Annotated in this window: 23 protein-coding genes; 9 read left to right on the plus strand and 14 right to left on the minus strand. The window is 57.9% G+C overall.

Annotation, left to right across the window (positions count from 1 at the left end):
• Nucleotides 1-232: 232 nt before the first annotated feature.
• Both V4835_RS03380 and V4835_RS03385 read right to left on the minus strand, forming a co-directional pair.
• Nucleotides 233-1,231, minus strand: coding sequence for a Gfo/Idh/MocA family protein (locus V4835_RS03380; protein ID WP_331411178.1), 999 nt, complete (start codon nt 1,229-1,231; stop codon nt 233-235).
• Between the two features lie 70 nt (nt 1,232-1,301).
• Nucleotides 1,302-1,805, minus strand: coding sequence for a YgjP-like metallopeptidase domain-containing protein (locus V4835_RS03385; protein WP_023333531.1), 504 nt, complete (start codon nt 1,803-1,805; stop codon nt 1,302-1,304).
• A gap of 83 nt (nt 1,806-1,888) precedes the next feature.
• Here V4835_RS03385 and rlmG point away from each other — a divergent pair, with 83 nt between their 5' ends.
• Together rlmG and V4835_RS03395 are read left to right on the plus strand one after the other, a co-directional pair.
• Nucleotides 1,889-3,025 (plus strand): 23S rRNA (guanine(1835)-N(2))-methyltransferase RlmG, encoded by a 1,137-nt coding sequence (gene rlmG, locus V4835_RS03390; protein ID WP_331411179.1) that lies wholly within the window; start codon nt 1,889-1,891, stop codon nt 3,023-3,025.
• A 203-nt stretch (nt 3,026-3,228) separates the two neighbouring features.
• Complete coding sequence (locus V4835_RS03395) at nt 3,229-4,386, plus strand: DDE-type integrase/transposase/recombinase (protein WP_331411180.1); 1,158 nt, start codon at nt 3,229-3,231, stop codon at nt 4,384-4,386.
• Nucleotides 4,387-4,462: 76 nt separating this feature from the next.
• On the opposite strand, the gene V4835_RS03400 is transcribed toward V4835_RS03395, so the two are convergent.
• From V4835_RS03400 to lsrR, 3 genes are all read right to left on the minus strand, one after another.
• Nucleotides 4,463-6,484, minus strand: a complete 2,022-nt coding sequence (locus V4835_RS03400) for an NADPH-dependent 2,4-dienoyl-CoA reductase (RefSeq protein ID WP_331411181.1) — start codon at nt 6,482-6,484, stop codon at nt 4,463-4,465.
• A gap of 185 nt (nt 6,485-6,669) precedes the next feature.
• Nucleotides 6,670-8,250, minus strand: a complete 1,581-nt coding sequence (gene lsrK / locus V4835_RS03405; protein ID WP_063144895.1) for an autoinducer-2 kinase — start codon at nt 8,248-8,250, stop codon at nt 6,670-6,672.
• Nucleotides 8,251-8,284: 34 nt separating this feature from the next.
• The gene (gene lsrR / locus V4835_RS03410; protein WP_010435856.1) at nt 8,285-9,253 is read right to left on the minus strand and encodes a transcriptional regulator LsrR; all 969 of its coding nucleotides are present in this window, start codon (nt 9,251-9,253) and stop codon (nt 8,285-8,287) included.
• Nucleotides 9,254-9,468: 215 nt separating this feature from the next.
• Here lsrR and lsrA point away from each other — a divergent pair, with 215 nt between their 5' ends.
• Genes lsrA through lsrG form a run of 6 tightly spaced genes read left to right on the plus strand, consistent with a single transcriptional unit; the run spans nt 9,469 to nt 15,154 of the window.
• Nucleotides 9,469-10,956 (plus strand): autoinducer 2 ABC transporter ATP-binding protein LsrA, encoded by a 1,488-nt coding sequence (gene lsrA / locus V4835_RS03415; RefSeq protein ID WP_331411182.1) that lies wholly within the window; start codon nt 9,469-9,471, stop codon nt 10,954-10,956.
• The gene (gene lsrC / locus V4835_RS03420) at nt 10,953-11,984 is read left to right on the plus strand and encodes an autoinducer 2 ABC transporter permease LsrC (protein ID WP_233002750.1); all 1,032 of its coding nucleotides are present in this window, start codon (nt 10,953-10,955) and stop codon (nt 11,982-11,984) included. Before lsrA ends, lsrC begins: the two co-directional genes overlap by 4 nt.
• Nucleotides 11,985-12,962: an autoinducer 2 ABC transporter permease LsrD gene (gene lsrD / locus V4835_RS03425; protein ID WP_331411183.1), complete on the plus strand. Its 978-nt coding sequence runs from the start codon at nt 11,985-11,987 to the stop codon at nt 12,960-12,962.
• Between the two features lies 1 nt (nt 12,963).
• On the plus strand, nt 12,964-13,965 hold the full coding sequence (gene lsrB / locus V4835_RS03430; protein WP_331411184.1) for an autoinducer 2 ABC transporter substrate-binding protein LsrB: 1,002 nt from the start codon (nt 12,964-12,966) through the stop codon (nt 13,963-13,965).
• A gap of 11 nt (nt 13,966-13,976) precedes the next feature.
• A complete protein-coding gene (gene lsrF, locus V4835_RS03435; protein WP_029741387.1) occupies nt 13,977-14,864 on the plus strand; it encodes a 3-hydroxy-5-phosphonooxypentane-2,4-dione thiolase in 888 nt (295 codons plus the stop codon).
• On the plus strand, nt 14,861-15,154 hold the full coding sequence (gene lsrG / locus V4835_RS03440) for a (4S)-4-hydroxy-5-phosphonooxypentane-2,3-dione isomerase (protein ID WP_063144890.1): 294 nt from the start codon (nt 14,861-14,863) through the stop codon (nt 15,152-15,154). The genes lsrF and lsrG overlap by 4 nt, the downstream gene beginning before the upstream one ends.
• A 368-nt stretch (nt 15,155-15,522) precedes the next feature.
• Here the strand turns inward: lsrG and V4835_RS03445 are convergent, their stop codons facing one another.
• Nucleotides 15,523-16,212 (minus strand): B3/B4 domain-containing protein, encoded by a 690-nt coding sequence (locus V4835_RS03445; protein WP_331411185.1) that lies wholly within the window; start codon nt 16,210-16,212, stop codon nt 15,523-15,525.
• Nucleotides 16,213-16,254: 42 nt separating this feature from the next.
• Between V4835_RS03445 and V4835_RS03450 the strand changes: the two genes are divergently transcribed.
• Complete coding sequence (locus tag V4835_RS03450; RefSeq protein ID WP_063144886.1) at nt 16,255-16,857, plus strand: helix-turn-helix domain-containing protein; 603 nt, start codon at nt 16,255-16,257, stop codon at nt 16,855-16,857.
• 104 nt (nt 16,858-16,961) lie between these two features.
• Here the strand turns inward: V4835_RS03450 and V4835_RS03455 are convergent, their stop codons facing one another.
• The 8 genes from V4835_RS03455 to V4835_RS03490 form a co-directional block, all read right to left on the minus strand.
• Nucleotides 16,962-17,249 (minus strand): hypothetical protein, encoded by a 288-nt coding sequence (locus V4835_RS03455; protein WP_331411186.1) that lies wholly within the window; start codon nt 17,247-17,249, stop codon nt 16,962-16,964.
• A 9-nt stretch (nt 17,250-17,258) separates the two neighbouring features.
• Nucleotides 17,259-17,960 carry a fimbria/pilus periplasmic chaperone gene (locus tag V4835_RS03460; RefSeq protein WP_063144884.1) on the minus strand — a complete coding sequence of 234 codons (702 nt, stop codon included), beginning with the start codon at nt 17,958-17,960 and terminating at the stop codon, nt 17,259-17,261.
• A 10-nt stretch (nt 17,961-17,970) separates the two neighbouring features.
• The gene (locus V4835_RS03465) at nt 17,971-18,501 is read right to left on the minus strand and encodes a fimbrial protein (RefSeq protein ID WP_331411187.1); all 531 of its coding nucleotides are present in this window, start codon (nt 18,499-18,501) and stop codon (nt 17,971-17,973) included.
• A gap of 9 nt (nt 18,502-18,510) precedes the next feature.
• Complete coding sequence (locus V4835_RS03470; protein WP_331411188.1) at nt 18,511-19,056, minus strand: fimbrial protein; 546 nt, start codon at nt 19,054-19,056, stop codon at nt 18,511-18,513.
• A gap of 10 nt (nt 19,057-19,066) precedes the next feature.
• On the minus strand, nt 19,067-20,074 hold the full coding sequence (locus V4835_RS03475) for a fimbrial protein (protein WP_331411189.1): 1,008 nt from the start codon (nt 20,072-20,074) through the stop codon (nt 19,067-19,069).
• The gene (locus V4835_RS03480) at nt 20,075-22,702 is read right to left on the minus strand and encodes a fimbrial biogenesis usher protein (protein ID WP_331411190.1); all 2,628 of its coding nucleotides are present in this window, start codon (nt 22,700-22,702) and stop codon (nt 20,075-20,077) included.
• A 77-nt stretch (nt 22,703-22,779) separates the two neighbouring features.
• The gene (locus tag V4835_RS03485) at nt 22,780-23,487 is read right to left on the minus strand and encodes a fimbria/pilus periplasmic chaperone (RefSeq protein ID WP_331411191.1); all 708 of its coding nucleotides are present in this window, start codon (nt 23,485-23,487) and stop codon (nt 22,780-22,782) included.
• Nucleotides 23,488-23,532: 45 nt separating this feature from the next.
• Complete coding sequence (locus tag V4835_RS03490) at nt 23,533-24,066, minus strand: fimbrial protein (RefSeq protein ID WP_331411192.1); 534 nt, start codon at nt 24,064-24,066, stop codon at nt 23,533-23,535.
• Nucleotides 24,067-24,108 lie beyond the last annotated feature (42 nt).

Genomic DNA, 24,108 nt, shown 5'->3' on the forward strand with positions numbered 1-24,108 from the left:
AAAAAACAAAAACGGCCATGGTCAGAAGACGATAGCCGTTAGCTTTTTATGCATAGACCTCGCCTTCCGGCAAGGTCTCACTTACAACCACGAGGGTTGCCCGGCGACCGGATGCGCGTTTAACGCATCGTAATGACGATCCACCGGCGAAGAAGTTACTCCCCTTTGCAGGTAACAAAATATGTCAGACCATTGATTTCGTCAATGGTCTGCGCCGTTTCATTACACAGCTTTACGCGATCGCTTCCGCGCCTACGCCGTCTGCCGGGAATACCACGCCGGTCTGGCGGCGGATCTCCGTTTGCAGCTTCGCTGTGGTGCGGCTCACCGCCAGGCCAGGGTGATTCACTTCGTTGTCTTCCACCAGACGGGCGAAGACCTCTGCCTCATAGAGCATAGTGTTAATATGCTGAGGCTGCGTCAGCTCCTGCGCTTTGCCGCCGCGCGGCACAAAGCTCACCTTCTGGCACTCGGAGATCTTCTCGATAACCAGCGAGCCGGCTTCGCCCTGAATCTCGCTTGGCAGCACGGAATCGCTCACCTTGGAGTGCTGCAGCGTGACGCTGAAATCACCGTAGTCCAGCACCGCTAAGCCGTGCGCATCCACGCCGCTCTCCAGCAGGCTGGCGGAAGCCGTCACGCCGTGCGGCTCGCCCCACAGGGCCACGGCGGAGGCCAGGCAGTAGAAACCGATATCCATAATCGAGCCGTTAGAGAAGGCCGGGTTAAAGGTGTTCGGGTTCTCGCCGTCAAGATAGCGCTGGTAGCGCGACGAGTACTGGCAGTAGTTGATAAAGGCTTTACGCACTTTGCCAATTTTCGGCAGAGACTGCTGCAGCAGCAGGAAATTCGGCAGGCTGGCGGTTTTGAACGCTTCGAACAGCACCACCTGGTTTTCGCGGGCAAGCGCGATGGCCGCCTCCACTTCCTGGATATTTGACGCCAGCGGCTTCTCGCAAATCACATGCTTTTTGTGGCTGAGAAACAGCTTTGTCTGCGGGAAGTGCAGGGAGTTCGGGCTGGCGATATACACCGCGTCAATGGCGTCGCTTTGTGCCATCTCGTCGAGCGAGGTGAAGAGATGCTCAACGAGATAGTCGTTAGCAAAACTCTGCGCCTGCTCAAGGCTGCGGGAATAGACTGCGGTAAGTTTAAGTTTGCCGGTTTCGTGGGCGGCGTCGACGAACTGGCGCGTGATCCAGTTCGTACCAATGACTGCGAAACGTATCATAAACGTTTACGTACTCCGTAGCGGGGAACCTTTAGCCACTGTAGCACGTCATCATGACAATTCGCGTGCGCTATTCCGCATTACCATTTAACGATAAATGCGTAAGCCATAGCCGGGTATCAAACTCCAGCTGGTGGTACTGCGGCTCCATGTGGCAGCACAGGGAATAGAAGGCTTTGTCGTGCTCTTTCTCTTTCAGGTGCGCCAGCTCATGGACGACGATCATCCGCAGAAAGGCTTCCGGCGCGTTACGGAAAACCGTCGCGACGCGGATTTCGGCCTTCGCCTTCAGCTTGCCGCCCTGCACGCGGGAGATGGCGGTGTGCAGGCCGAGCGCATTTTTCAGTACGTGGATCTTGTTGTCGTACATCACCTTGTTGATCGGCGGCGCGCTCTTCAGATACCGGCTTTTCAGATCCTGCGTATACTGCCAGAGGGCCTTATCGGTCGCAAAATCGTGCGTGCCGGGATAGCGTTTTTCCAGCACCGCGCCGAGCTTCTGCTCGGCAATCAGGCTGCGAACCTGAGTCAGTAAATGCTCCGGATAGCCCTGGAGATAAGTAAGTTGGTTCATCAACGCCCCAAATTGACAATAAAACGGGTATACTCACGCACCCTTTTCAGGGATACGCCAAATTTTACCATTCAGGAGGGCCGATGAGCCACTTAGACAACGGTTTCCGTTCACTCAACCTTAAACGTTTCCCGGAAACGGACGACGTTAACCCGCTCATGGCGTGGGAAGCGGCGGATGAATATCTGCTGCAACAGTTGGATGAGACTGAAATCCGCGGCCCGGTTTTGATCCTGAATGACGCGTTTGGCGCGCTGGGCTGCGCCCTGGCGGAACATACGCCTTACAGCATCGGCGATTCCTACCTGAGCGAGCTGGCGACGCGTGAAAACCTGCGCCATAACGACATCGAAGAGTCCAGCGTGAAGTTCCTCGACAGCACCGCGGACTACCCGCAGGCGCCGGGCGTGGTGCTGATCAAAGTGCCAAAAACCATGGCGCTGCTGGAGCAACAGCTTCGCGCGCTGCGTAAGGTCGTGACGCCTGAAACGCGCATTATCGCGGGTGCCAAAGCGCGCGATATTCACACCTCGACGCTGGAGCTGTTCGAGAAAGTCCTCGGCCCGACCACCACGACGCTGGCCTGGAAAAAAGCGCGCCTGATCAACTGCACCTTCAGCGCGCCGGAGCTGGCCGACGCGCCGGAGACCCTGAGCTGGACGCTGGAAGGCACCGACTGGACCATCCACAACCATGCGAACGTCTTCTCCCGCACCGGTCTGGATATCGGGGCGCGTTTCTTCATGGAACATCTGCCGGAAAATCTGGAAGGTGAGATTGTCGATCTGGGCTGCGGTAACGGCGTGATTGGCCTGACGCTGCTGGCGAAGAACCCGGACGCCAGCGTGGTGTTCAGCGACGAGTCGCCAATGGCGGTGGCCTCCAGCCGTCTGAACGTGGAAACCAACATGCCGGAAGCGCTGGACCGCTGCGAGTTTATGATCAACAACGCGCTGTCTGGCGTAGAGCCGTTCCGCTTCAACGCGGTGTTCTGCAACCCGCCGTTCCACCAGAAGCACGCCCTGACGGATAACGTCGCGTGGGAGATGTTCCACCACGCGCGCCGCTGCCTGAAAATCAACGGCGAGCTGTACATCGTGGCGAACCGCCACCTGGACTACTTCCACAAGCTGAAGAAGATTTTCGGCAACTGCGTCACTATTGCGACGAACAACAAGTTCGTGGTGCTGAAAGCGGTGAAGCTGGGGCGTCGTCGTTAAGATTGTTTTGCCGGGCGGCGCTGTGCTTGCACAGGCCCACGTAGTGTGCGGTCTGATGCCCGGTGGCGCTTCGCTTACCGGGCCTACAATGGCCTCGGACTCGTAGGCCCGGTAAGCGCAGGGTATGAACCGGAAACATGGGTAACACTTTAGACCGGATACATGGGTAACAGTTATAACTGGCATAGAAGAGGAGACTCGCTATGCCCTGGACTGAGACCCGACCTATGCAACGCCTTGATTTTATCCGTGCCTGCCATGCAGGTACGGACTCCTTCTCCGCTCTTTGCCGTCTTTTTGGCATCAGCCGTAAAACCGGCTATAAATGGCTTCAGCGTTTTGACCCCTCTGACCTGTCATCTCTCTCTGACCGGTCGCGCGCGCCACACTCCCACTCCCGGACGGTTCCTGATGATATCGCCGGACACCTGACTGCCCTGAGGCAAAAACACCCTGACTGGGGCCCCAAAAAACTGCGGATGTGGCTGCTCAATCATCACGTCGATTTTACCGTCCCTGCTGCCAGCACTATCGGCGATATCCTCAAGCGTGAAGGCCTGGTTCCGGATAAAAAGCGAAAACGCAGAACACCGGGTAATCGCCAGCCTCTGACCATCATCAGTGAGAACAATCAGGTCTGGAGCGCTGATTTTAAAGGCAAGTTCAGGCTGCTGAGCAGAGAGTACTGCCATCCCTTCACCCTGACCGACAATCACAGCCGGTACCTTCTGAGCTGCCGGGGAACGGACCGGGAGAGCGAGCCCTTCGTCAGGCAGTGCCTGACGGATGCGTTCCTGGAGTACGGTCTGCCGGAAGTCCTGAGAACGGATAATGGTCAGCCGTTCGCGGGAACAGGTATCGCCGGGTTAAGTCGCCTTGCCGTCTGGCTGATAAAGCTGGGCATCAGACCGGAACGTATCAGAAAGGGGCATCCGGAAGAAAACGGCCGTCATGAGCGAATGCACCGCTCGCTGAAAAGTGCAGTGAAACAGGGCAACACCTTCATGACGATGGAAGAACAACAGCGGTGGTTCAGTGACTACCGGGAAGAGTTTAACCACGAAAGGCCGCATGAAGCCCTGGCGGGTGCAACGCCCGGAACGGTGTGGAAGCCCTCAGGCCGGCACTGGGATGGCAGGGTTCCTGAATATGCTTATCCGGAAGGAGGTACGGTCTACAGGGTGAAATCGAGGGGGACACTCTATATGGGAAAAAAGGGGACGGTGTTCCTGAGTGAAGCGCTGACTGATGAGTACATCATGCTGGAAGAACAAGATGATGGCCTTGAAGCCATCATCTTTAACGGAATAACGCTTGCGTACTATGACCGAAAAACCCAGAGTGTGCTCCGGATAGACTAAAAAGTGTTACCTATGTTCCCGGTCTGATCTGTCACCTATGTATCCGGTCATACAGCAGCGCCACCGGGCGATGCCGTTAAATACTCAGCGCCAACTTCGTTCCCTGCGCAATTGCCCGCCGCGCGTCCAGCTCCATCGCCACGTCGCACCCGCCGATCAAATGCACCGTTTTACCGGCCGCGCGCAGCGGATCCGCCAGATCGCGCTTCGGCTCCTGCCCGGCACATAAAATGACGTGATCCACGCGCAGCAGCTGCGGCTCGCCGCCGATCGTAACGTGCAGACCCTCGTCGTCGATCTTCTGGTAGCTGACCGCCGGGATCATCTTCACCCCGCGCGAGAGCAGGGTGGCGCGGTGGATCCAGCCCGTGGTTTTGCCCAGCCCTTCGCCCGGCTTGCTGGCCTTACGCTGCAGCATCACGATCTGGCGCGGGCTTTTCGGCAGCTGCGGCCCTTCCGGGCGCAATCCGCCGGACTGGCTCAGGCTGGTGTCGATACCCCATTCCACGCAAAACTCGGCAATGTTCTGGCTGGTGGCCTCGCCCGGCTGGCTTAAGTACATGGCGGTATCAAAGCCGATCCCGCCGCAGCCGATAATCGCCACCTTCTCGCCAACCGGCGTTTTGTCTCGCAATACGTCCAGATAGCTCAATACCTTCGGATGATCGATACCTTCGATCGCCGGCAGGCGCGGGACGATCCCGCTCGCCAGGATCACCTCATCGAAACCGATCAGATCCGCTGCGCTGACAAACTGGTTGAGCCGCAGATTGACGCCCGTGAGCTCGATCATCCGGCGGTAGTAGCGCAGCGTTTCATAGAACTCCTCTTTGCCGGGGATCTGTTTGGCGATATTAAACTGCCCGCCAATCTCCGCCAGCGCATCAAACAGCGTCACGCTGTGCCCGCGCGAGGCGGCATTTACCGCGAACGCCAGCCCCGCCGGGCCTGCGCCCACCACGGCCAGGCGTTTCTTATTGACCGCCGGAACGACCGGCATTTTGGTTTCGTGGCAGGCGCGCGGGTTGACGAGACAGGAGGTGACCTTGCCGACGAAGATCTGATCCAGACAGGCCTGGTTACAGCCGATGCAGGTATTAATCTCATCCGCACGGCCGCTTTGCGCTTTGGACAGCAGCTCGGCATCCGCCAGGAACGGGCGCGCCATCGACACCATATCGGCGTCGCCGCGCGAAATCACATCGTCCGCCACCTGCGGATCGTTAATGCGGTTGGTGGTGACCAGCGGAACAGACACTTTGCCCTTCAGCCTGCGCGTTACCCAGCTGAACGCCGCGCGCGGCACCGGCGTGGCGATGGTCGGAATGCGCGCCTCGTGCCAGCCAATCCCGGTGTTGATAATCGTGGCACCTGCGGCTTCAATCGCCTGCGCCAGCTGTACTGTTTCGTCGAACGTCCCGCCGCCTTCCACCAGGTCGAGCATCGACAGGCGGAAGACGATAATAAAGTCCGCGCCCGCACGTTCGCGCACCGCGCGCACCACCTCCACGGCAAAGCGCATCCGGCGGGCATAGTCGCCGCCCCATTCGTCGTCGCGCTGGTTGGTGCGGGCGGCGAGGAACTCGTTGATCAGGTAGCCTTCGGAGCCCATCACCTCGACGCCGTCATAGCCCGCCTCGCGTGCCAGCGCCGCGCAGCGGGCGAAGTCGTCAATCAACGCCAGGATCTCGTCGTGGGTCAGGGCGTGAGGTTTAAAACGGTTAATCGGTGCCTGAAGGGCCGACGGCGCGACCAGGTTCGGCTGATAGCTGTAGCGTCCGGTATGCAGGATTTGCAGGGCGATTTTGCCGCCCTCGCGGTGTACCGCGTCGGTCACAATGCGGTGGTGCGGCAGCTGTGACGCATCGTTCAGGACCGCGCCGCCCTCCATGCCCACGCCGGAAGGCGCTGGGGCCACGCCGCCGGTGACAATCAGCGCCACCCCGTGGCGGGCGCGCTCGGCATAGAAGGCTGCCAGACGCTCGGCCCCGTCCGGATGCTCCTCCAGCCCGGTGTGCATCGACCCCATCAACACGCGGTTTTTGAGTGTGGTGAACCCCAGATCGAGAGGGGCGAATAACGACGGGTAGCGGCTCATAGTCTCTTCCAGTGTAAAATTATTGTTATGTGGTCGGATGAGTTACTAATTTAGCCAGCGGCAGCGGAAAGGTAAAAGCGGGATCGAATGATTGTGATAGATCTCAAAGAACTTCCCCGGTGGTGCTGCGCTTACCGGGGCTACAAAACCGTAGGCCGGATAAGCGCAGCGCCATCCGGCGTATTTTACGGCGCCGTTGCGCGCACCAGCCCCGGTGCCTGCCACATCGACGTCGTCAGCCCGCTGTCCACCAGCCCCAGCTGGTCGGCGTACACCGCCTGCCATTTCTGCATCATGCCGTCGTACAGCTCGCGGTGCTGCGGGTTCGGCGTGAACTCGCGGCTCCACTTCACCAGCCGCTCGCCCGTCGAGGCCATATCCGCAAACAGCCCCGCGCCCGCGCCTGCCGCAATGGCGCAGCCGAGCGCCGTCGCCTCTTTCACTTCCGGCACGCGCACCGGCAGGCCGGTCACGTCGCTTAAAATCTGGCTCCACAGGGCGCCTTTGGCCCCGCCGCCCGCAAACACCAGGCTCTCAAACGTCACGCCGGAGAAGCGTGAAATCTGAGCCAGGTTGCAGGCCGAGACGATCGCCGCATTCTCCTCCAGGGCGCGGAACAGCGTCGCTTTGTTGCACTTTTCCGGGTCGATGGAGAGGTTAATAAACGACGGCGCGGCGTGGTACCACTGCTTAAAATGCATCGCGTCGGAGAAGATCGGCATCACCCCGTGGGAGCCTGCCGGCACGCGGCTCGCCATCTCTTCCAGCAGGGAGTAGGTGTCCATCCCCATCCGCTCGGCAATCAGCTTTTCCTCCGCGCAGAAGGCGTCGCGGAACCAGCGCATGGTCAGCCCGGTAAAGAAGCTGATCGACTCCGCCTGCGCCATGCCGGGAATAACGTGCGGGTTCACGCGGATGTTCATGTCGGGGTCGGTGCGCACCTGCGGCAGGTTCACCACCTGCTGCCAGAAGGTACCGCCCAGCACCGCCGTTTGTCCGGCGCGGACCACGCCCAGCCCCAGACAGCCCAGCTGTACGTCGCCGCCACCCATCACCACCGGGGTGCCTTCGCGCAGGCCGCTCTGCTGTGCGGCCTCTTTGGTGATAGCGCCCAGCACGGTGCCGGTCTCTTTCACCGGGGAGAGGATATCGGCACGCAGCCCGGCCATGTCGAGCAGCGCCGGACGCCAGTCGCGGGAGAAGAGATCCAGCATGCCGGTGGTGCCCGCGTTAGACGGGTCGACCGCCAGCTCGCCGGAGAGCTTCGCCGCCAGCCAGTCGCTGATCATGGTGATGGTCGCGGCCTTGCGGTAAATATCCGGGCGATGGTGCGCCAGCCACAGGAGGCGCGGCATGGCGCTCAGCGCCAGCGTCTGGCCGGAAACTTCATACACTTCGGATTCAAAACGGTCGTCGTGGATCTCTTTGAGTTCGGCCACCTCGCGGCTGGCGCGGGCGTCGACGTTGGCGCAGGCCCAGATGGCCTCGCCGTTGCGGTCATACAGCACGATCCCTTCGCGCATGGAACAGCAGGCGACGGACTGAATGTCCGCCGCGCTCAGGCGCGCGCGCTCCAGCGCCTGATGAATGCACCGGCAGGCCAGCTGCCAGTTGGTCTCGAGGTCGAACTCCATTGACCCCGGCACGTTCTCCACGCTCAGGTGCTTCCACTCGGCCTGGCCGACGGCAATCTGGTTGCCCTGTAAATCGAAAATAACGGCGCGAACGCTGCCTGTCCCTGCATCTAACGCTAAAAGGTAACTCATGAGCTTGCCTCGTTGTTAGCGCAGGACAACCCCGTTACGTCAGGGCCAGCACCGCGCGGGCTGTCGTCTCCTCCGTCACCAGGCCATTGATACGGCGACCTTTCAGTGCGGCATAAATCGCATCGGCTTTCTCTTCTCCTCCGGCCACGCCAACGATGGTGGGCAGCTGCGCCAGTTCATCGAGCGTGACGCCCAGCAGTTCTTTGTGGATCTCCAGCTCCTCAACGCATTCGCCTTCGGCATTGAGGAAATAGCCGAGAATGTCGCCGACCGCGCCTTTGCGGGCGTACATCAGCTGTTCACCTTCGCTGATATAGCCGGAGCGCAGTATCGTGGCGTCACGGCGCTGGTTCACCGAACCAATGCCGACCACCGCCACGTCGGCGGCGGTGGCGGCGAGGATCACGTCCCGCACGCTGGTTTCACGTTTTAAGATCCCGGCCACCTCGGCGGATGACACGCGAAGCGGGGCGGGGATCATGCTGACGCTGCAGGCTGCGTCCAGCTGGCCGATACCGGTCATATAGGGCCCGACGCCGCCGGAGAGCGTCACCAGGCGGATCTGCTGCGAGCTGATAAAGCCGCTCAGGTGCTGCAGGCTGCTCATGGTGGTTTCACCAAACCCCACCGCCAGCAGCTGGCCGGGCTCCAGTACGCCCATCAGCGACTGCGCCGCGCCAATGCCGAGCCGCACGTTCATCGGCGGCGTATTTAACGCGGGCATCACGCGCACCAGCTTCAGGCCAAAGCGCTGCTGTAGCTCGGTCTCCAGCGCCAGGCAGCCCTCGTAGCGGGAGTTAATCTGCACGCGGATCACCCCGGACTGGCGGCCCTTCTCCAGCAGGCGGGAGATCTTCAAGCGCGGCAGCCCGAGCCGCTCGCCGATGTCGTTCTGGGTTAATCCGTCGTGGTAATAGCACCAGGCCACGCGCGCAACCAGTTCCTCTTCCGCCAGTGCCAGCCCGGCAAACCGTCCTTCTTCCGCAGTGCGTTTATCGCTCATAGTTGAACTCTTATAAAAATTTAGATCATATGTTCGTGATGGCGCGAAGGGAAAGTGTGAGCCACGCGACAAAACGGATCTTTTGGATCGTTTCTGGTTTATCTGTATCTCAATCGATAAAACTGTGATCCCTGCACGGTTGTAAATATAGTTCACCGTCTACGCTTTTGAACATTATTAAATCTAAAAATCATTTGTTCAATAGCGGAGCGATGATGACACCACTTCTCGACGCGCGAAATATCAGCAAGCAGTTCTCAGGCGTGCCGGTTCTAAAAGGCATTGATTTCACGCTGCTTGCGGGCCAGGTGCACGCGCTGATGGGCGGAAACGGCGCGGGAAAATCGACGCTAATGAAGATCATCGCCGGGGTTGAAACGCCGGACAGCGGTGAACTTTCTGTCGAGGGGCAGTCATATGCGCGGCTCACGCCCGTGCAGGCGCACAGGTTAGGCATTTACCTGGTGCCGCAGGAGCCGCTGCTGTTCCCCAACCTGACGGTGCGGGAAAACATCCTGTTCCGCCTGCCGCGCGAACGCGATCTGGAAAAGCGGCTGGCGGAGAAACTCCAGCAGCTGCAGTGCCAGCTTAACCTCGACGCCGCCGCCAGCACCCTGGAAGTGGCGGATCAGCAGATGGTGGAGATCCTGCGCGGGCTGATGCGCAATGCCAGGATCCTGATCCTCGACGAACCTACGGCCTCCCTCACGCCCGGCGAAACCGAGCGGCTGTTCCGCCAGATCCGCGCCCTGCAGGCGCTCGGCGTCGGGATTGTCTTTATCTCGCACAAATTGCCGGAAATCCGCCAGCTGGCGAGCCACGTCTCGGTCATGCGCGACGGCGCGGTGGCGCTGAGCGGTGAAACCGCGCAGTTTGACGACAGCGCCCTGATCGCCGCCATGACGCCGGTAAGCCGGGAGAAATCCCTCAGCGATACGCAAAAGCTGTGGCTGGCGCTGCCGGGCAACCGCCGCACTCAGGCGCAGGATTTCCCGGTGCTGCGGGTGGACGATCTCACCGGGGAAGGGTTTATCGATCTCAGCCTTGAGATCTACGCTGGGGAGATCGTCGGCCTGGCCGGTCTGGTGGGATCCGGACGCACCGAGCTTGCGGAAACGCTATACGGCCTGCGGCCGGTGCGCGGGGGCCGCGTCTGGCTGGAGAATCAGGAGATTACCGGCGATCCGGTAAGTTCACGCCTGGAAAAAGGGCTGGTCTACCTGCCGGAAGACAGGCAGGTGTCCGGCCTGTTCCTCGACGCGCCGATCCGCTGGAACACCGTGGCGCTGAACGAGCCGTCGATTTGGCAGCAGCGCAAGCGGGAGTCGGCGGTGGTAGAGCGCTATCACCGGGCGCTGGGGATCAAGCTTAACCATGCGGATCAAACCGTGCGCACGCTCTCCGGCGGCAACCAGCAGAAGGTGCTGCTGGCGCGCTGCCTGGAGGCCAACCCTGTACTGCTGATCGTCGATGAACCGACGCGCGGGGTGGACGTCTCGGCGCGCGCGGATATCTACCAGCTGCTAAAAAGCGTGGCGGCGCAGAACGTGGCGGTGCTGATGATCTCAAGCGATCTTGACGAGTTCCCGGGCCTCGCGGACCGCGTGCTGGTGATGCATCAGGGCGTGCTCAGCGGCGAGCTGCCGCGCCACGCCGTCAGCCTCGACAGGATGATGGCGCTGGCGTTCGGAGGGCAATCATGAAGACCTTACTCAAAAACCGCGAGCTGAGCGCGTTTCTCGCCATTCTGGCGCTGTTCGCCGTGCTGGTGGCGCTGAACCCGTCCTACCTGAGTTTACAGACGCTGGGGATGATCTTCGCCAGCTCGCAGATCCTGATCCTGCTGGCTATCGGCGCGGCGCTGGTGATGCTGACCCGCAATATCGACGTGTCCGTCGGCTCCATCGTCGGGCTGTCCGCCATCGCAGTCGGCGTGGCGCTCAACAGCGGCTACAGCCTGCCCGTTTCCATTCTCTTCGCGCTGTCGACTGGCGCGCTGGCCGGGGCGTTCAACGGGTTTCTGGTGGTGGGGCTGCGCATCCCGGCGATTGTCGCCACCCTCGGCACGCTGGGGCTGTACCGTGGGGCGATGCTGCTCTGGACGGGCGGAAAATGGATTGAAGGGCTGCCGCCGGGGCTGAAATCCCTTTCTGAGCCTGCCGCCGTCGGCATTTCGCCGCTCGGCATGCTGGTGTTGATTGTCGCAGCCACAGGCGCGTGGACGCTGTCGCGCACCGCGTTCGGGCGTGATTTCTACGCGGTGGGGGATAACCTCGCCGCCGCGCGCCAGCTGGGCGTGGCGGTGAACCGCACCCGCATGATTGCCTTTACCCTGAACGGCATGCTGGCGGCCTGCGCCGGGATCGTTTTTGCCGCGCAGATTGGTTTTGTACCTAACCAGACCGGCAGCGGGCTGGAGATGAAGGCCATCGCCGCCTGCGTGCTTGGCGGTATTTCGCTGTTGGGCGGCACGGGCACGCTGGTTGGCGCGCTGCTCGGCGCCTTCTTCCTGACCCAAATCGACACCGTGCTGGTGCTGTTCAGGCTCCCGGCGTGGTGGAACGACTTTATCGCCGGGCTGGTGCTGCTGGGCGTGCTGGTGCTCGACGGGCGCCTGCGCCAGGCGCTGGCGCGCCATCAGCGGGCGCTGAAGTACGGTCGTTTCCAGCCGGGTAACAAAGGGGGAAAGCACGTCACCCCGTTTCCCAAACGCAAAAAAGAGGTGGCGTAAATGAGGCTTAACTGGGAAAGCGCGCTGCTGATTTTACTGGTGCTGGAGATCCTGCTCTTTGGCGCCATCAACCCGCGCATGCTCGACGTCAACATGCTGCTGTTTAGCACCAGCGATTTTATCTGCATCGGCATTGTGGCGCTGCCGCTCACGCTGGTGATTATCAGCGGCGGGATCGACATCTCCCTTGGCTCAACCATCGGACTGTGCGCCATCGCGCTGGGGGTGATGATGCAGGCGGGGTGGCCGATGGCGGTCGCCGTTCCCTTGACGCTGCTGCTGGGACTGCTGTGCGGATTATTTAATGCCGCGCTTATTCACTACACCGGCATCAGCCCGCTGGTGATCACCCTCGGCACGCTCTACCTCTACGGCGGCGGCGCGCTGCTGCTCTCCGGCATGGCGGGGGCGACGGGCTACGAGGGCATCGGCGGCTTCCCGGACAGCTTCACGGCGTTCGCTAACCTCACGGTGCTGGGTCTGCCGATCCCGCTGGTGCTGTTCGCGGTGATTACCGTTTTCTTCTGGCTGATTACCCACCGCGGGCGCTTTGGTCGTCACCTGTTTTTGATCGGGCAGAATCCTCGCGCGGCGCGCTATGCGGCGCTGTCGGTGAACGGCATGCCCTACGCGCTGTACGGGCTGGTGGGCGTGGCCTCGGCGGTTGCCGCGCTGGTGATGGTCTCCTATTTCGGCTCCGCGCGTTCGGATCTGGGGCGCGATTTGCTGATGCCCGCGCTCACCGCCGCCGTGCTCGGCGGGGCCAATATCTACGGCGGGTCAGGTTCGGTTGTTGGTACGGCGCTGGCGGCGCTGCTGGTGGGCTACCTGCAGCAGGGTTTACAGATGGTCGGCATCCCCAACCAGATGTCGAGCGCGCTGTCAGGGGCGTTGCTGGTTGTGGTGGTGATGGGACGTTCGCTGAGTCTGCACCGCGAGTGGGTGCGTTCTCTCTTTAGAAAACTATCCGGAGCGTAAGATGAAAACAAAACTGTTCGTCCTGGCAATGGCCCTCAGCTTCGCCTCGGCGCAGGCGGCGGACCGCATTGCCTTTATCCCGAAGCTGGTGGGCGTGGGGTTCTTCACCAGCGGCGGCAACGGCGCGAAAGAGGCGGGGAAAGACCTCGGCGTGGATGTGACCTACGACGGCCCGACCGAGCCGAGCGTCTCCGGCCAGGTGCAGCTGATCAATAACTTCGTTAACCAGGGCTTTAACGCCATTATCGTCTCCGCCGTGTCGCCGGACGGACTCTGCCCGGCGCTCAAGCGCGCGATGCAGCGCGGCGTCAAGGTCCTGACCTGGGATTCCGACACTAAGCCGGAGTGCCGCAGCATCTACATCAACCAGGGGACGCCTGAGCAGCTGGGCGGCCTGCTGGTGGAGATGGCGGGCAAGCAGGTCACCAAACCGAACGCTAAAGTGGCGTTCTTCTACTCAAGCCCCACCGTCACCGACCAGAACCAGTGGGTGAAAGAGGCAAAGGCCAAAATCGAGAAAGATCATCCGCAGTGGCAGGTCGTCACCACCCAGTTTGGCTATAACGACGCCACCAAATCCCTGCAAACCGCCGAAGGGATCTTAAAAGCGTATCCGGATCTGGATGCGATCGTTGCCCCGGACGCTAACGCCCTGCCTGCGGCGGCGCAGGCGGCGGAAAACCTGAAGCGCGAAGGGGTAGCGATAGTCGGGTTCAGCACGCCGAACGTGATGCGTCCGTACGTTGAGCGCGGCACGGTAAAAGCCTTCGGCCTGTGGGATGTCGTACAACAGGGCAAAATTGCGGTCAATGTCGCCGATCGCCTGCTGAAAAAAGGCGATCTTAACGTGGGCGACAGCGTAGACGTAAAAAATATCGGCGCGCTGAAGGTCGAGCCGAACAGCGTGCAGGGCTACCAGTATGAGGCGAAGGGCAACGGCATCGTGCTGCTGCCGGAGCGCGTGGTGTTCACCAAAGAGAACATCAGCAAATACGATTTCTGACGGGGGAGCAAATGGCTGATTTAGACGACATCAAAGACGGTAAGGATTTTGGCATCGGCACGCCGCAGCAGAATGTGCCTTACACCCTGAAGGGCTGCGGCTCGCTGGACTGGGGCATGCAGTCCAGGCTTGCGCGTATCTTCAACCCGCAGAGCAACCGCACGGTGATGCTGGCCTTTGACCACGGCTACTTTCAGGGGCCGACCACCGGCCTTGAGCGTATCGACCTCTCCATCGCGCCGCTGTTTGGTGAAACCGACGTGCTGATGTGCACCCGCGGTATCCTCAGGAGCCAGGTGCCAGCCGCGACGAACAAACCGGTGGTGCTGCGCGCCTCGGGCGGTAACTCGATTCTGGGCGAGCTGTCGAACGAATGCGTGGCGGTGGCGATGGAGGACGCGCTGCGCCTGAACGTCTGCGCCGTGGCGGCACAGGTATACATCGGCAGCGAGTTTGAGCACCAGTCAATCAACAACATCATCAAGCTGGTGGATGCGGGCGCGCGCTACGGCATGCCGACGCTGGCGGTGACGGGCGTGGGGAAAGAGATGGCGCGCGACGCGCGCTATTTCTCGCTCGCCAGCCGCATCGCCGCCGAAATGGGGGCACAGTTCGTCAAAACCTACTACGTGGACGAGGGCTTTGAAAAAGTGACCGCCAGCTGCCCTGTGCCGATCGTTATCGCCGGGGGTAAAAAGCTGCCGGAGCACGAGGCGCTGGAGATGTGCTGGCGCGCGATTGACCAGGGCGCGTCCGGCGTGGACATGGGGCGCAACATCTTCCAGTCCAGCGCGCCGCTCGCCATGCTGAAGGCGGTGAAAAAAGTGGTTCACGAGAACTGGAACGCCCGCGATGCGTTCCAGTTCTGGCAGGAAGAGAAACAGGGAGAAGCAAAATGAACGTGACGCTGGTTGAAATCAACATCAAGCCCGAGCGGGTGGACGAGTTTCTGGCGGTGTTTCGCGCCAACCACGAGGGGGCAATCAAGGAGCCGGGAAACCTGCGCTTTGACGTTTTGCAGGACCCGAGGGTCAAAACCCGGTTCTTTATCTACGAAGCCTATAAAGACGAGGAGGCAGTGCTGGCGCATAAGCAAACCCCGCACTATCTGGCGTGCGTGGATAAGCTTGAGGAATTGATGTCAGAGCCGCGTAAGAAACGCAGTTTTGTGGGGCTGTTGCCGGAGTAGCAGCGGCAATGCCCGGTGGCGCTGCGCTTACCGGGCCTACGGGGTGCGGGATAGTGCGGTGTTTGCCCGGTGGCGCTAACGCTTACCGGGCCTACGTGGTGCGAGATGGTGTGGTGTTTGCCCGGTGGCGCTAACGCTTACCGGGCCTACGTGGTGCGAGATGGTGCGGTGTTTGCCCGGTGGCGCTAACGCTTACCGGGACTACGGGGGCGGGATGGTGCGGTGTTTGCCCGGTGGCGCTAACGCTTACCGGGCCTACGTGGTGCGGGATGGTGCGGTGTTTGCCCGGTGGTGTTAACGCTTACCGGGCCTACGGGGTGCGGAATAGTGCGGTAGGCCGGGTAAGCGTTAGCGCCACCCGGCGTTGTTCAGGCCAGCTCCAGCAGCTGAACCTGAGCAGTGGCTCCCGGCATCAGCCGCTGCAGGTTGTTGATCAGCTCTTCTCCTGCCTCTTCCAGTGCCGCAAGCGGCATCGACGGCAGGCTTTCAAGAATAAACCACATAGATTGCGCCTGGCTGTCCAGACGAGTCCGTATTCCCTGGCGCCAGTTCCAGCGGCGGCAGGTTACGCCGAGATCGTCGCGCCAGATCACCTCGCCCGGTTCCGGATGTTCCACCACCGGCTGGCCCTCTTTCAGAGTATCGAAGGGTTCATGACCTTCGGCCAGGGTCAGGCGTGGTGCACCGGAATAGGCCGCGAGATTTTCCCCACCCACCGGAATGGCATAGCGAATGCTTACAGCGTTATAGATATCCACCACCGGATCCAGCGACGGCAGCGAACCGTCTTTCAGTACCCGCTTGCGCAGGGCCGCGGCGGAACAGGGCGTGCGTTTCGGTTTCGCGCCGAACGCTTTAAACACCTCATCCCAGTCTGAAAGGTGTGTATCAGCCCACGGTACATCATCATTCAACACCTGCTGACAAGCCTGCGCCAGCGCGGCGGGGGCAACCTCCGGCTGGGTAATCGGCGCAGCTTCAACCAGAATGCTCAGCGCCCGAAAGCCCGGGGCAACTCCGGCAAGTCGTGAATCTATTGACGGCGTAACGAGAGACATAAATAATCCTTTATTGACTGTTTTATACCATGGTAGTGACCAATGACTGAAAAAGTCAATATAATGACTGCGCAGGGGGCCGATGTTGCCCAGGTAAGCCTGGCCGTGGCGAACCGCATCCGCAACTGGCGGAAAGAGAAAAAACTGTCTCTGGACGAGCTGTCCCGCCGCGCCGGCGTCAGCAAAGGCATGCTGGTGGAGATCGAAAAGGGCGCAGCCAATCCCAGCATCGCCATTTTGTGCAAGCTGGCCGCCGCGCTCGGCATCTCCGTGGCGGATATCGTCAACGTCTCCAGCGAGCCGCTGGTGCATGTTATCGAAGAAGAGGCTATTCCGGTGCTGTGGCAGGGCGCGCATGGCGGACGCGCCAGGCTGCTGGCGGGTACGGCTGGCCCGGACATGATTGAACTCTGGCTGTGGGAAATGCATCCGGGGGAGCGTTTTACCTCTCCAGGGCACCCGGCCGGAACGGTCGAGTTATTGCACGTGAGCGAGGGGGTATTAACCCTAACGGTCGATGAGACGGTGACGCAGGTTGCTGCAGGGGCTTCGGCTGTGGCGAAAACGGAAGCGGCGCATGGCTACGCCAATGAAGGCCATTCCGTGCTTCACTTCACCATGACGGTGGCGGAGTTCCACCGGTAAAAAGCTACCCGGTGGCGCTGCGCTGACCGGGCCAGCGGGGATGAGGTGGGAGTCGTTTTGCAAGCCGGATGAGCGTAGGCCACCCGGCTTTTTTCGGTTTTGCTCTACTGCGCTTTTTTGGCGGCGTCCTGCATCTCTTTCATTTTTTGCGCGGCTGCTTGCTGGTTTTGACGTAGGTTTTCGCTCGCGGCAACCAGAAACTCCAGGTGATTAGCCAGATAGATAGATATCGCTTCACCCATTTTTTCAGGATGGGCGGTAAAGTAATCCTCGGCGATTTTGCCGATTTCCGTTTTCTGCTCAACAGTAAATTCGGCAGCGTGGCTCAGGGCCGGCGCGGTCAATGTGACGAAAACGGTCAGAACGGCGAAGGTGTGTTTTGTGAAAAACATGATGGGTACTCATTTCAGATTAAGGATGTTAACCACGGGCGGCATAACCCGACCATAGTCGTTTATGGTTTGCCAGCGTATTTCGCAGCGAGGCGTCTTCTGGCACGCGTCCATTGTTCGCTGGCTGAAAGGGGCGAGGATGCCTGCGTTATCAATGGATGTGTTGTTGATATGCGTCTGGAAGAGGGTCACGTAATAGGGCGTCGGGTTCTTTACCACGAGCTGATTTGCCGAATATGACCAGCGGATTTCCCGATACGCATTTTCTGGATTGCCGTCTAATCCCTCAGGGCGATAGAACAGTTTGAAGCTCGAACGTACGGCCATTTGCACGTTATCGCTGCTCGTTTTACTGGCCGGAATAGCGGAGATGCTGAGCGTGAAAAGCGTTTCACGGTCGGCAGGCAAACTTTCATCGGCACGAAAAATCCTGATGCTATTTTCCCGTCCTGCCTTAAGTGCAAAAAGCGCGGGCGTTGCAACAAGCGCGGATGTCGTTTTCGGGGCTGAGGTTGCCCCTGGCCAGTTTCCGCCAGCATAAATTTTTGTGCTCACCAGCCAGGGAAACGTGGATTTATTGCGCACTGAAACGGTAATGGAATGCTGTTTTTCAGGATAGACGAAACGCGTCCCCCCTATCACAACGCCTGCATGTGCAAAAGAGATGAATGTTAAATTTGCTAAAACAGGGATCAGGATTCGCAGTTTCATCACGGTGTTATCAGGCGTAAGTCAAAATAAAGGTTGCTGCGGCATTGGCTGTTCCAGCCGATACAGCGCCTCCGTCAGCGAGATAACGGGCATAAAAATCAAGCGTGGCAGTGAGCTGATTATTTGACAGCGTAAACAGCTGGCTTTCATCGCCCAGCGGAATAAGCGTTTTGTCCGGATTATAAATACCGATAGCCACGCCGCTGGCATAACCCGGACCGCCTGTCAGCGAAAGCAAATCTGCGTTGCCCTGATTGGGCGTGCCTTCAAAATGGGTACTAATGTTATTCAATCCTGCGCCGCAGTTTTCAAGATTGATAGCAAAATGTTCCCATGGCGTGTCATTTTTCTGGTTCGTAAATTGCCGCGTGGCGACGTCACTCATTGGAACGATAAGATTTTCCGAATCAGGCGATATGATGCAGGTTTTACTTTTGACGGTACCCACGATATAGACGGTCCCGTCGTGCGCCATTGTCCTCGCGCTGCCCAGGTGTATCAGAATAATGCAGAGGAAAAATAGCCGGAGAAACGATTTCATTTATATTCCTTACTGATAAAGCAGGTCAAAATACATAACGGCAGTAGCATTTCCTGACGTCACAACGGGCAGCGTGGATTTATAGTGCAAATAAAACGTGAGCGTATTATCCCCCGGTAGCAGCGGATAAAGCGTGGACTCCGTATTATTGATACGTATTGGGGTGCGATCGGTATCCAGAAGCTCAACGCCGAGGCCCGTTGCCATCATGCGAAGCGTTCCCTTTCCGGTATCAGAAAGTGCCAGTAATGTCGGGTCGTTCGCATCCACATTCCCGGTAAACCAGACTTTGGTGCCAGTAATGGCGCGGGTGCAACTTTTCAAGGTGATATCAAACTTTTTATCCGGCGTTGTCGTGCCAACCGCCGGGAAATCATCCGCGGTAAAGTCACCGAGATCGACCGTCTGCTCTACGCTGCCCGTGTCGACGTTGCAGGACTCACCCACGATGGTGCCGATAAACTGAACATTGAAACTGTCATTATCTGCTTTGGCAGTCTGTAAGGACAACGCCAGATTTGCCAGCAGAAACAGGAGAAAATGGTGCTTTTTCATCACCTAATCCTTATGCGAAATCAACGCGTAACAAGGCCAGAGCGGTGAACACGCCCAGTTCTGGGGAATGGCCCGTTGTGCTGATGGGATACGCTTTCAGCGTCACGTTGGCCTTGCCCGTGTCATCTGTGGTGAAAGGTGCGCTACTTGAAAAGACATTCGGTTTCAGTATGTTGCCTTGTTCACTGGTCACAACGACGGCAACATCAGGATTATCCGATGCCAGCGCTTGCGGGTAGCGAGAGTCCGAGGTGCCCATGACGCGCAGGGTTAATTGTGCCGGCGAGTTCACGTCAGCATTACATTCAATGGGCACATTAAACGTTTTGGGCTGAGCGTTGTCTGGCATCTGCCCGGCGCGCGTAAAATCACCGTGATAAAGAGAGCCCAGGTTCACCGTTACGGTTTGCCCGGCATTAATGACGCAGTTTTGCGGCACGGTAATAACGCCGCTGTAGGTAATCTGGTAGACAATATTGGTCAGGCGATCGTCATTCGACGTGGTGACATACACATTGAACATCAATTTTGGGGGGATAACCACGGTGCCGATAAAAGGCCTGACAATTTGTAATCTAAAGATCAGGTCGTTATCGTTGACAGGAAAAACGCCCCCGGTATCCACTTCATCGTGGCCGCCCATGTGAACGTACTCAACCGGTGGATAAAACTCACCAATGGTTGCGTCATTTATTTTCATGGCGCCAATAATATAATCCGGGTCAAGCTGAAGATATTTCCAATTACCATCCGTTTTGACGACCGAAAAAGGGCTAACATAGGAGCGATAGGTGCGTTTTTCCCAATTACCCGGTGGACAGGTGGCGTTAATATTCACATCCTGTTTTTTTTCCAGTTCTGCGGTGCCACCTTTAATGTTCTGATTGGTGTTCAGCGTGGTGGTCAAATCGTAGTTAACAATCGAGATACCACCGTTAGCATTTTTACAAATAGCGGCCATTCCCTCACGTGAGAATGCCAGCCCGACTAAATAAAATAAAATCATCCATAATTTCACTTATATACACTCCATTTTCAACCGCTGCAGCGGCTGTTTACTTTCAGGTAATTGATACTTCACGCTGCATTGCTTGTCTGACCCTTCACCCCACTGAATTTTCAGCACCCCCGCCGGGCTCAGGCCAGAGAGATAAACCTCTCCATCTTCACCCACAATCGTATCGCTACCATTGTCATCACGTGACACCATGGCGCCGAAAGGTACGGGTTTGTCGCGATGGGTTAAGGTCATTAACGCGCGGGTTCCGGGCCGGGCTTTGAAGGTTGCCCGCACAACCGCGCCACGGGTAGGGACCACATTGGTAACGGCATCATCGATATCCATATCATCAGCCAGTGAGTTGATATCCAGTGCCATGCGGTTCAAGTGATATGAGGATGCATAGGGAACGACGGCATAACCTCGCCAGTCGGTACGAATACCCGGTTCGTTCTCGACCTTGACGTCTCTCGCACCCGGAGCGGCAATCAGCACGTTGGTGTCACCCAGAGGCTGGCTAAGGGTGATGCCATTTTTGTGAGCGATGATGCCGCCGCTTAAGCCATAGTTCACCTGCTGGTAGTCGCCGTTTCCACTGTAGTTATAACCGACGTTCGCATTGCCATAGGCGCTATCGTATTCCAGGTTGCTGGAGCCTTGTGATTTTGTCCCCTGGCTTGAATACCCTTCCTGAACGCTGTAGCTCAGGTTGTTATCCTCAAGCAGCGTGCCGTTGACCCCGGCGTTTTGCGAGGTTTCGCCCTTTTTGTCGGTGCTCATGTTGTAGGTGGCATACGCATAGTTATGCTTCTGACTGACATCGTTTTGTGGACGCAGCCACAGGCTCAATGGCAGTGATAAATTCAGCGCGTAAATCTCGTCACTTTTCGACATGCCCGGCGATTTGTTGTAGTTGTAGGACAGGCTGTAGGACACATCTTTAATGGTTCCGCTGAAGCCTACCTGGAGCAGCGTATTTTTTTCATCGGTATGCCAGTAGGTTTGTTGGCTGCCCGTGATAAAGAGTGAACCTGCATTTCCAAGCTGCTGAGAGATGTTGAACTGAACCTTTCCTCGCTTGGTGTAGTACAGATTGTAATAATCCATCCAGGTATTTTGCTGTTCGGTATCGTCATCCTTGTGGTCGCCTGTGTAGCCGCGCATCTGCTTATAGCTTGTTTCATCCAGCGAATAGAATCCCGATGTCGAGTAGCGGTAGCCCAGCAGCTGGAAGTTAGTGCCGAGGCCGTTAAGGGATTTTGCATACAGAAAACGGATCGATTGCCCTGAATGGCTGCTGTCATCGGCCAGCGTGCTCTTCGCGTGAGTCACATCCGCAGAGATAGCTCCCAGCTCACCCATATTCAGGCCGGTACCGAATGCGATCGCATTGTAATCATTGGTTATCTGCGAGCCGCTATACAGCGTGAAGCCATGCGATAGACCCCAGATTAGGGAACCCTGAATGAAACCAACCTCGTCCTGCTGATCGCTGCTGCTGCGGTATTCTGCCGCTGTTAAAGCGTACTTCACGCGGCCTTCTCGCTGGAGTACGGGAACGCTGGAGTAAGGGACGGAGTAGCTGTTGATGCTACCGTCAGATTCTTTTACCTCAACGTTGAGGTCACCGCTTGAGGACGTTGGAAACAGATCGTTAATCGCAAATGCACCCGGTGGAACATAGCTTTGATAAATGGTGTAGCCATTTTGCTTGATGGTGACCTGGGCGTTGCTTTTTGCAATACCGCGGATCGTGGGCGCGAAACCCTTCAGGCTATCGGGCAGCATATTGTCATCAGAGGCGATTTGCGCACCGCGAAAAGGGAGGCTGTCAAACACGTCTGACGGGGTATAGCTGTCGCCCAGCGTCAATCTTCCTTTCAGCGGAATGACCGTGCGTTCAACATAGGTACTGATGTGCTGCCAGCTGTCGCTGCGTGAGTCATCGCTGCTGTGATGATTCCAGCTTGAGTAATCTCTTAACCGCCACGGGCCAAGGTTTAATCCGCTGTTAAGCCCGAGAAAATAGCTTTTACTGGTTGAGTGGCTATCACCCCGATCGCGGCTACGAGAACCGGTGAAGTTATAATTCAGCAGGAGGGCATTAATGCCTTCATCCCATTGTTCGGGCGGAATGTATCCGCGTGCGCTATTCCTCAGGGCGGCCTGCGGGATACTGATATCCAGCCGCTGATGTTCAAAGTCAAAGGTCGTCGATGAGGCGGGGATGATTGACGCAATATCAATACAACTGTCAGGCTTTTCGGCCGTCAGCGCAGGAAAAGCCTGAAGGTTAACGCCCAGGTTTTCCAGCGCTTTTGCTGATAAACAGGCGGTCAGACCGGTATCATCCGCCTGCGGTTGCGCCGTGGACGCCGTTTTTCTTGCCGTAAAGGTGATATCGCGTGTCGCCACAAACGCCCCGTTCAGCCAGAGATCGACACGATAAACGCCTGGCGCCTGACCATTGGCGGAAAACCGCGACAGGTCGGCAACGGCAGAGGGATCGCTCGACAAAAATGCGGGGTTGAAAAAATATTCTGCACTTGCATCTGCTGACGATAGCAATCCCGCTATCGCCACCGCCAGTGGCGTAAGGGATGTTAAAGAAACTGTGCTAAAAATCAGTGAAGTATTACGTTTCATCTCTCTTCCCTGCAGTAAATGCGAAGTACTTCCTTCCTTGATGACAAAATGCAGGCCTGCTATTTCGTTTCAGGTCGTTAATGGGAACAAATCTGCGTAGGGGTATTTGCGCCAAAATCATTCACTGTCTGGAATTTCACGCTGCCTGTACCGCCGCCGGGGATTTCCATCGTCAGCGTGTTTTTAGGCGAAACCATTGAATTGGGAAGACGGGTTCCCCCCACAAAAAACTGGACCAACGATACGTAATACGGTGATGGGTTCGTTATGATGACTTTTCCATTTTCGGTCTGACACGTCAGCGTTTTAGGCGCATCCACGGAAAGGGATGTTAACTTTTTAGGGCGAATGAATAATTTAATTACACTCTGTGTTGCAATTTGCAGCGTATTACCCTGCAGCTTATTTTTATCGACAGAAGGAATGGCCTTGCTGTTCAGATAAAAAACGGTTTCACGATCGGCAGGAAGGTCGGGGCCGACATACATAATACGCAATGTGTTTTCTTTCTTAGGGTGGATAACAAATAACGGTGGCGTAAGGATAAAGTCTGGCGACTTGATACCCTCTACGTTTGCTACCCATGATTGTATTAAGAATGTATTTTCTGCCGACGAATTGATAACAGGTAACGAAACCTGTTTATCCCCCTGCGGATAAATGACGCGGGTAGCCCCTAAGGCAATTCCACCTGCACAGGCATCCGTTGCCAGACCCATTGTCAGCAGCAACGTACCGGCCACCATCAGGCGAGACAAGGACGTGGGTGTTCTGTTCATTTGCATTGTTCCCTCAATTCTGATGAAAAGGCACTCAGGCCTCTGAGTGTTTTACTGATAGACGACGTTAAACCATACCTGGGCGTCGGCCGTACCAGCCTGAACGTATTCTTGTGTGGAGCGGTATTTCGCCATAAAACGCAGAACATTTTCGCCATTCTGCAAGGGGGCGTACCAGGGGGGGGCTGTATCAGGAATTAGTAGATGACCGGATGCGTCAAATATTCCCACACCAATCCCCTGTGCTGCGCCTGCGCCATAGCCTGCGCGAAAAACCTGCGGGTCTTTTGCATCGGACTCTCCGCTGAAAAGTACGCCTGCACGTTGACTGACGCTGGTATCGCAGTCTTCCAGCGTTATCTGAAAGGCTGTCGGTGCCGCCCAATCGCCCGTTGCAGCAAATTGGTTATTGCGTATTTGACCCATGTGCACAATCTGGTCCTGACTCTCTGCACTGACGGAACAGCCGGTGTTAACGACTTGCCCCTGAAAATGCACGTTCCCGTTGTCAGTTGCCGATGCAGGCAGTGCAACGGATAGCAATACGCTGAAAAACAGCGCTGATTGCCTGGTGACCTGTCGCATAGTGACTCCGTTTCGATGGATCGGCAAAACACCCCCGAAACA

Origin of the sequence: Enterobacter cloacae complex sp. CARB60 (assembly GCF_036487345.1) — a bacterium.
GTDB classification, from domain to species: domain Bacteria; phylum Pseudomonadota; class Gammaproteobacteria; order Enterobacterales; family Enterobacteriaceae; genus Enterobacter; species Enterobacter asburiae_D.

Coding starts and splice junctions, on each gene's coding strand:
- V4835_RS03380 (WP_331411178.1), bottom strand. CDS start 1,231: ATGATACGTTTCGCAGTCATTGGTACGAACTGGATCACGCGCCAGTTC.
- V4835_RS03385 (WP_023333531.1), bottom strand. CDS start 1,805: ATGAACCAACTTACTTATCTCCAGGGCTATCCGGAGCATTTACTGACT.
- rlmG (WP_331411179.1), top strand. CDS start 1,889: ATGAGCCACTTAGACAACGGTTTCCGTTCACTCAACCTTAAACGTTTC.
- V4835_RS03395 (WP_331411180.1), top strand. CDS start 3,229: ATGCCCTGGACTGAGACCCGACCTATGCAACGCCTTGATTTTATCCGT.
- V4835_RS03400 (WP_331411181.1), bottom strand. CDS start 6,484: ATGAGCCGCTACCCGTCGTTATTCGCCCCTCTCGATCTGGGGTTCACC.
- lsrK (WP_063144895.1), bottom strand. CDS start 8,250: ATGAGTTACCTTTTAGCGTTAGATGCAGGGACAGGCAGCGTTCGCGCC.
- lsrR (WP_010435856.1), bottom strand. CDS start 9,253: ATGAGCGATAAACGCACTGCGGAAGAAGGACGGTTTGCCGGGCTGGCA.
- lsrA (WP_331411182.1), top strand. CDS start 9,469: ATGACACCACTTCTCGACGCGCGAAATATCAGCAAGCAGTTCTCAGGC.
- lsrC (WP_233002750.1), top strand. CDS start 10,953: ATGAAGACCTTACTCAAAAACCGCGAGCTGAGCGCGTTTCTCGCCATT.
- lsrD (WP_331411183.1), top strand. CDS start 11,985: ATGAGGCTTAACTGGGAAAGCGCGCTGCTGATTTTACTGGTGCTGGAG.
- lsrB (WP_331411184.1), top strand. CDS start 12,964: ATGAAAACAAAACTGTTCGTCCTGGCAATGGCCCTCAGCTTCGCCTCG.
- lsrF (WP_029741387.1), top strand. CDS start 13,977: ATGGCTGATTTAGACGACATCAAAGACGGTAAGGATTTTGGCATCGGC.
- lsrG (WP_063144890.1), top strand. CDS start 14,861: ATGAACGTGACGCTGGTTGAAATCAACATCAAGCCCGAGCGGGTGGAC.
- V4835_RS03445 (WP_331411185.1), bottom strand. CDS start 16,212: ATGTCTCTCGTTACGCCGTCAATAGATTCACGACTTGCCGGAGTTGCC.
- V4835_RS03450 (WP_063144886.1), top strand. CDS start 16,255: ATGACTGAAAAAGTCAATATAATGACTGCGCAGGGGGCCGATGTTGCC.
- V4835_RS03455 (WP_331411186.1), bottom strand. CDS start 17,249: ATGTTTTTCACAAAACACACCTTCGCCGTTCTGACCGTTTTCGTCACA.
- V4835_RS03460 (WP_063144884.1), bottom strand. CDS start 17,960: ATGAAACTGCGAATCCTGATCCCTGTTTTAGCAAATTTAACATTCATC.
- V4835_RS03465 (WP_331411187.1), bottom strand. CDS start 18,501: ATGAAATCGTTTCTCCGGCTATTTTTCCTCTGCATTATTCTGATACAC.
- V4835_RS03470 (WP_331411188.1), bottom strand. CDS start 19,056: ATGAAAAAGCACCATTTTCTCCTGTTTCTGCTGGCAAATCTGGCGTTG.
- V4835_RS03480 (WP_331411190.1), bottom strand. CDS start 22,702: ATGAAACGTAATACTTCACTGATTTTTAGCACAGTTTCTTTAACATCC.
- V4835_RS03485 (WP_331411191.1), bottom strand. CDS start 23,487: ATGCAAATGAACAGAACACCCACGTCCTTGTCTCGCCTGATGGTGGCC.
- V4835_RS03490 (WP_331411192.1), bottom strand. CDS start 24,066: ATGCGACAGGTCACCAGGCAATCAGCGCTGTTTTTCAGCGTATTGCTA.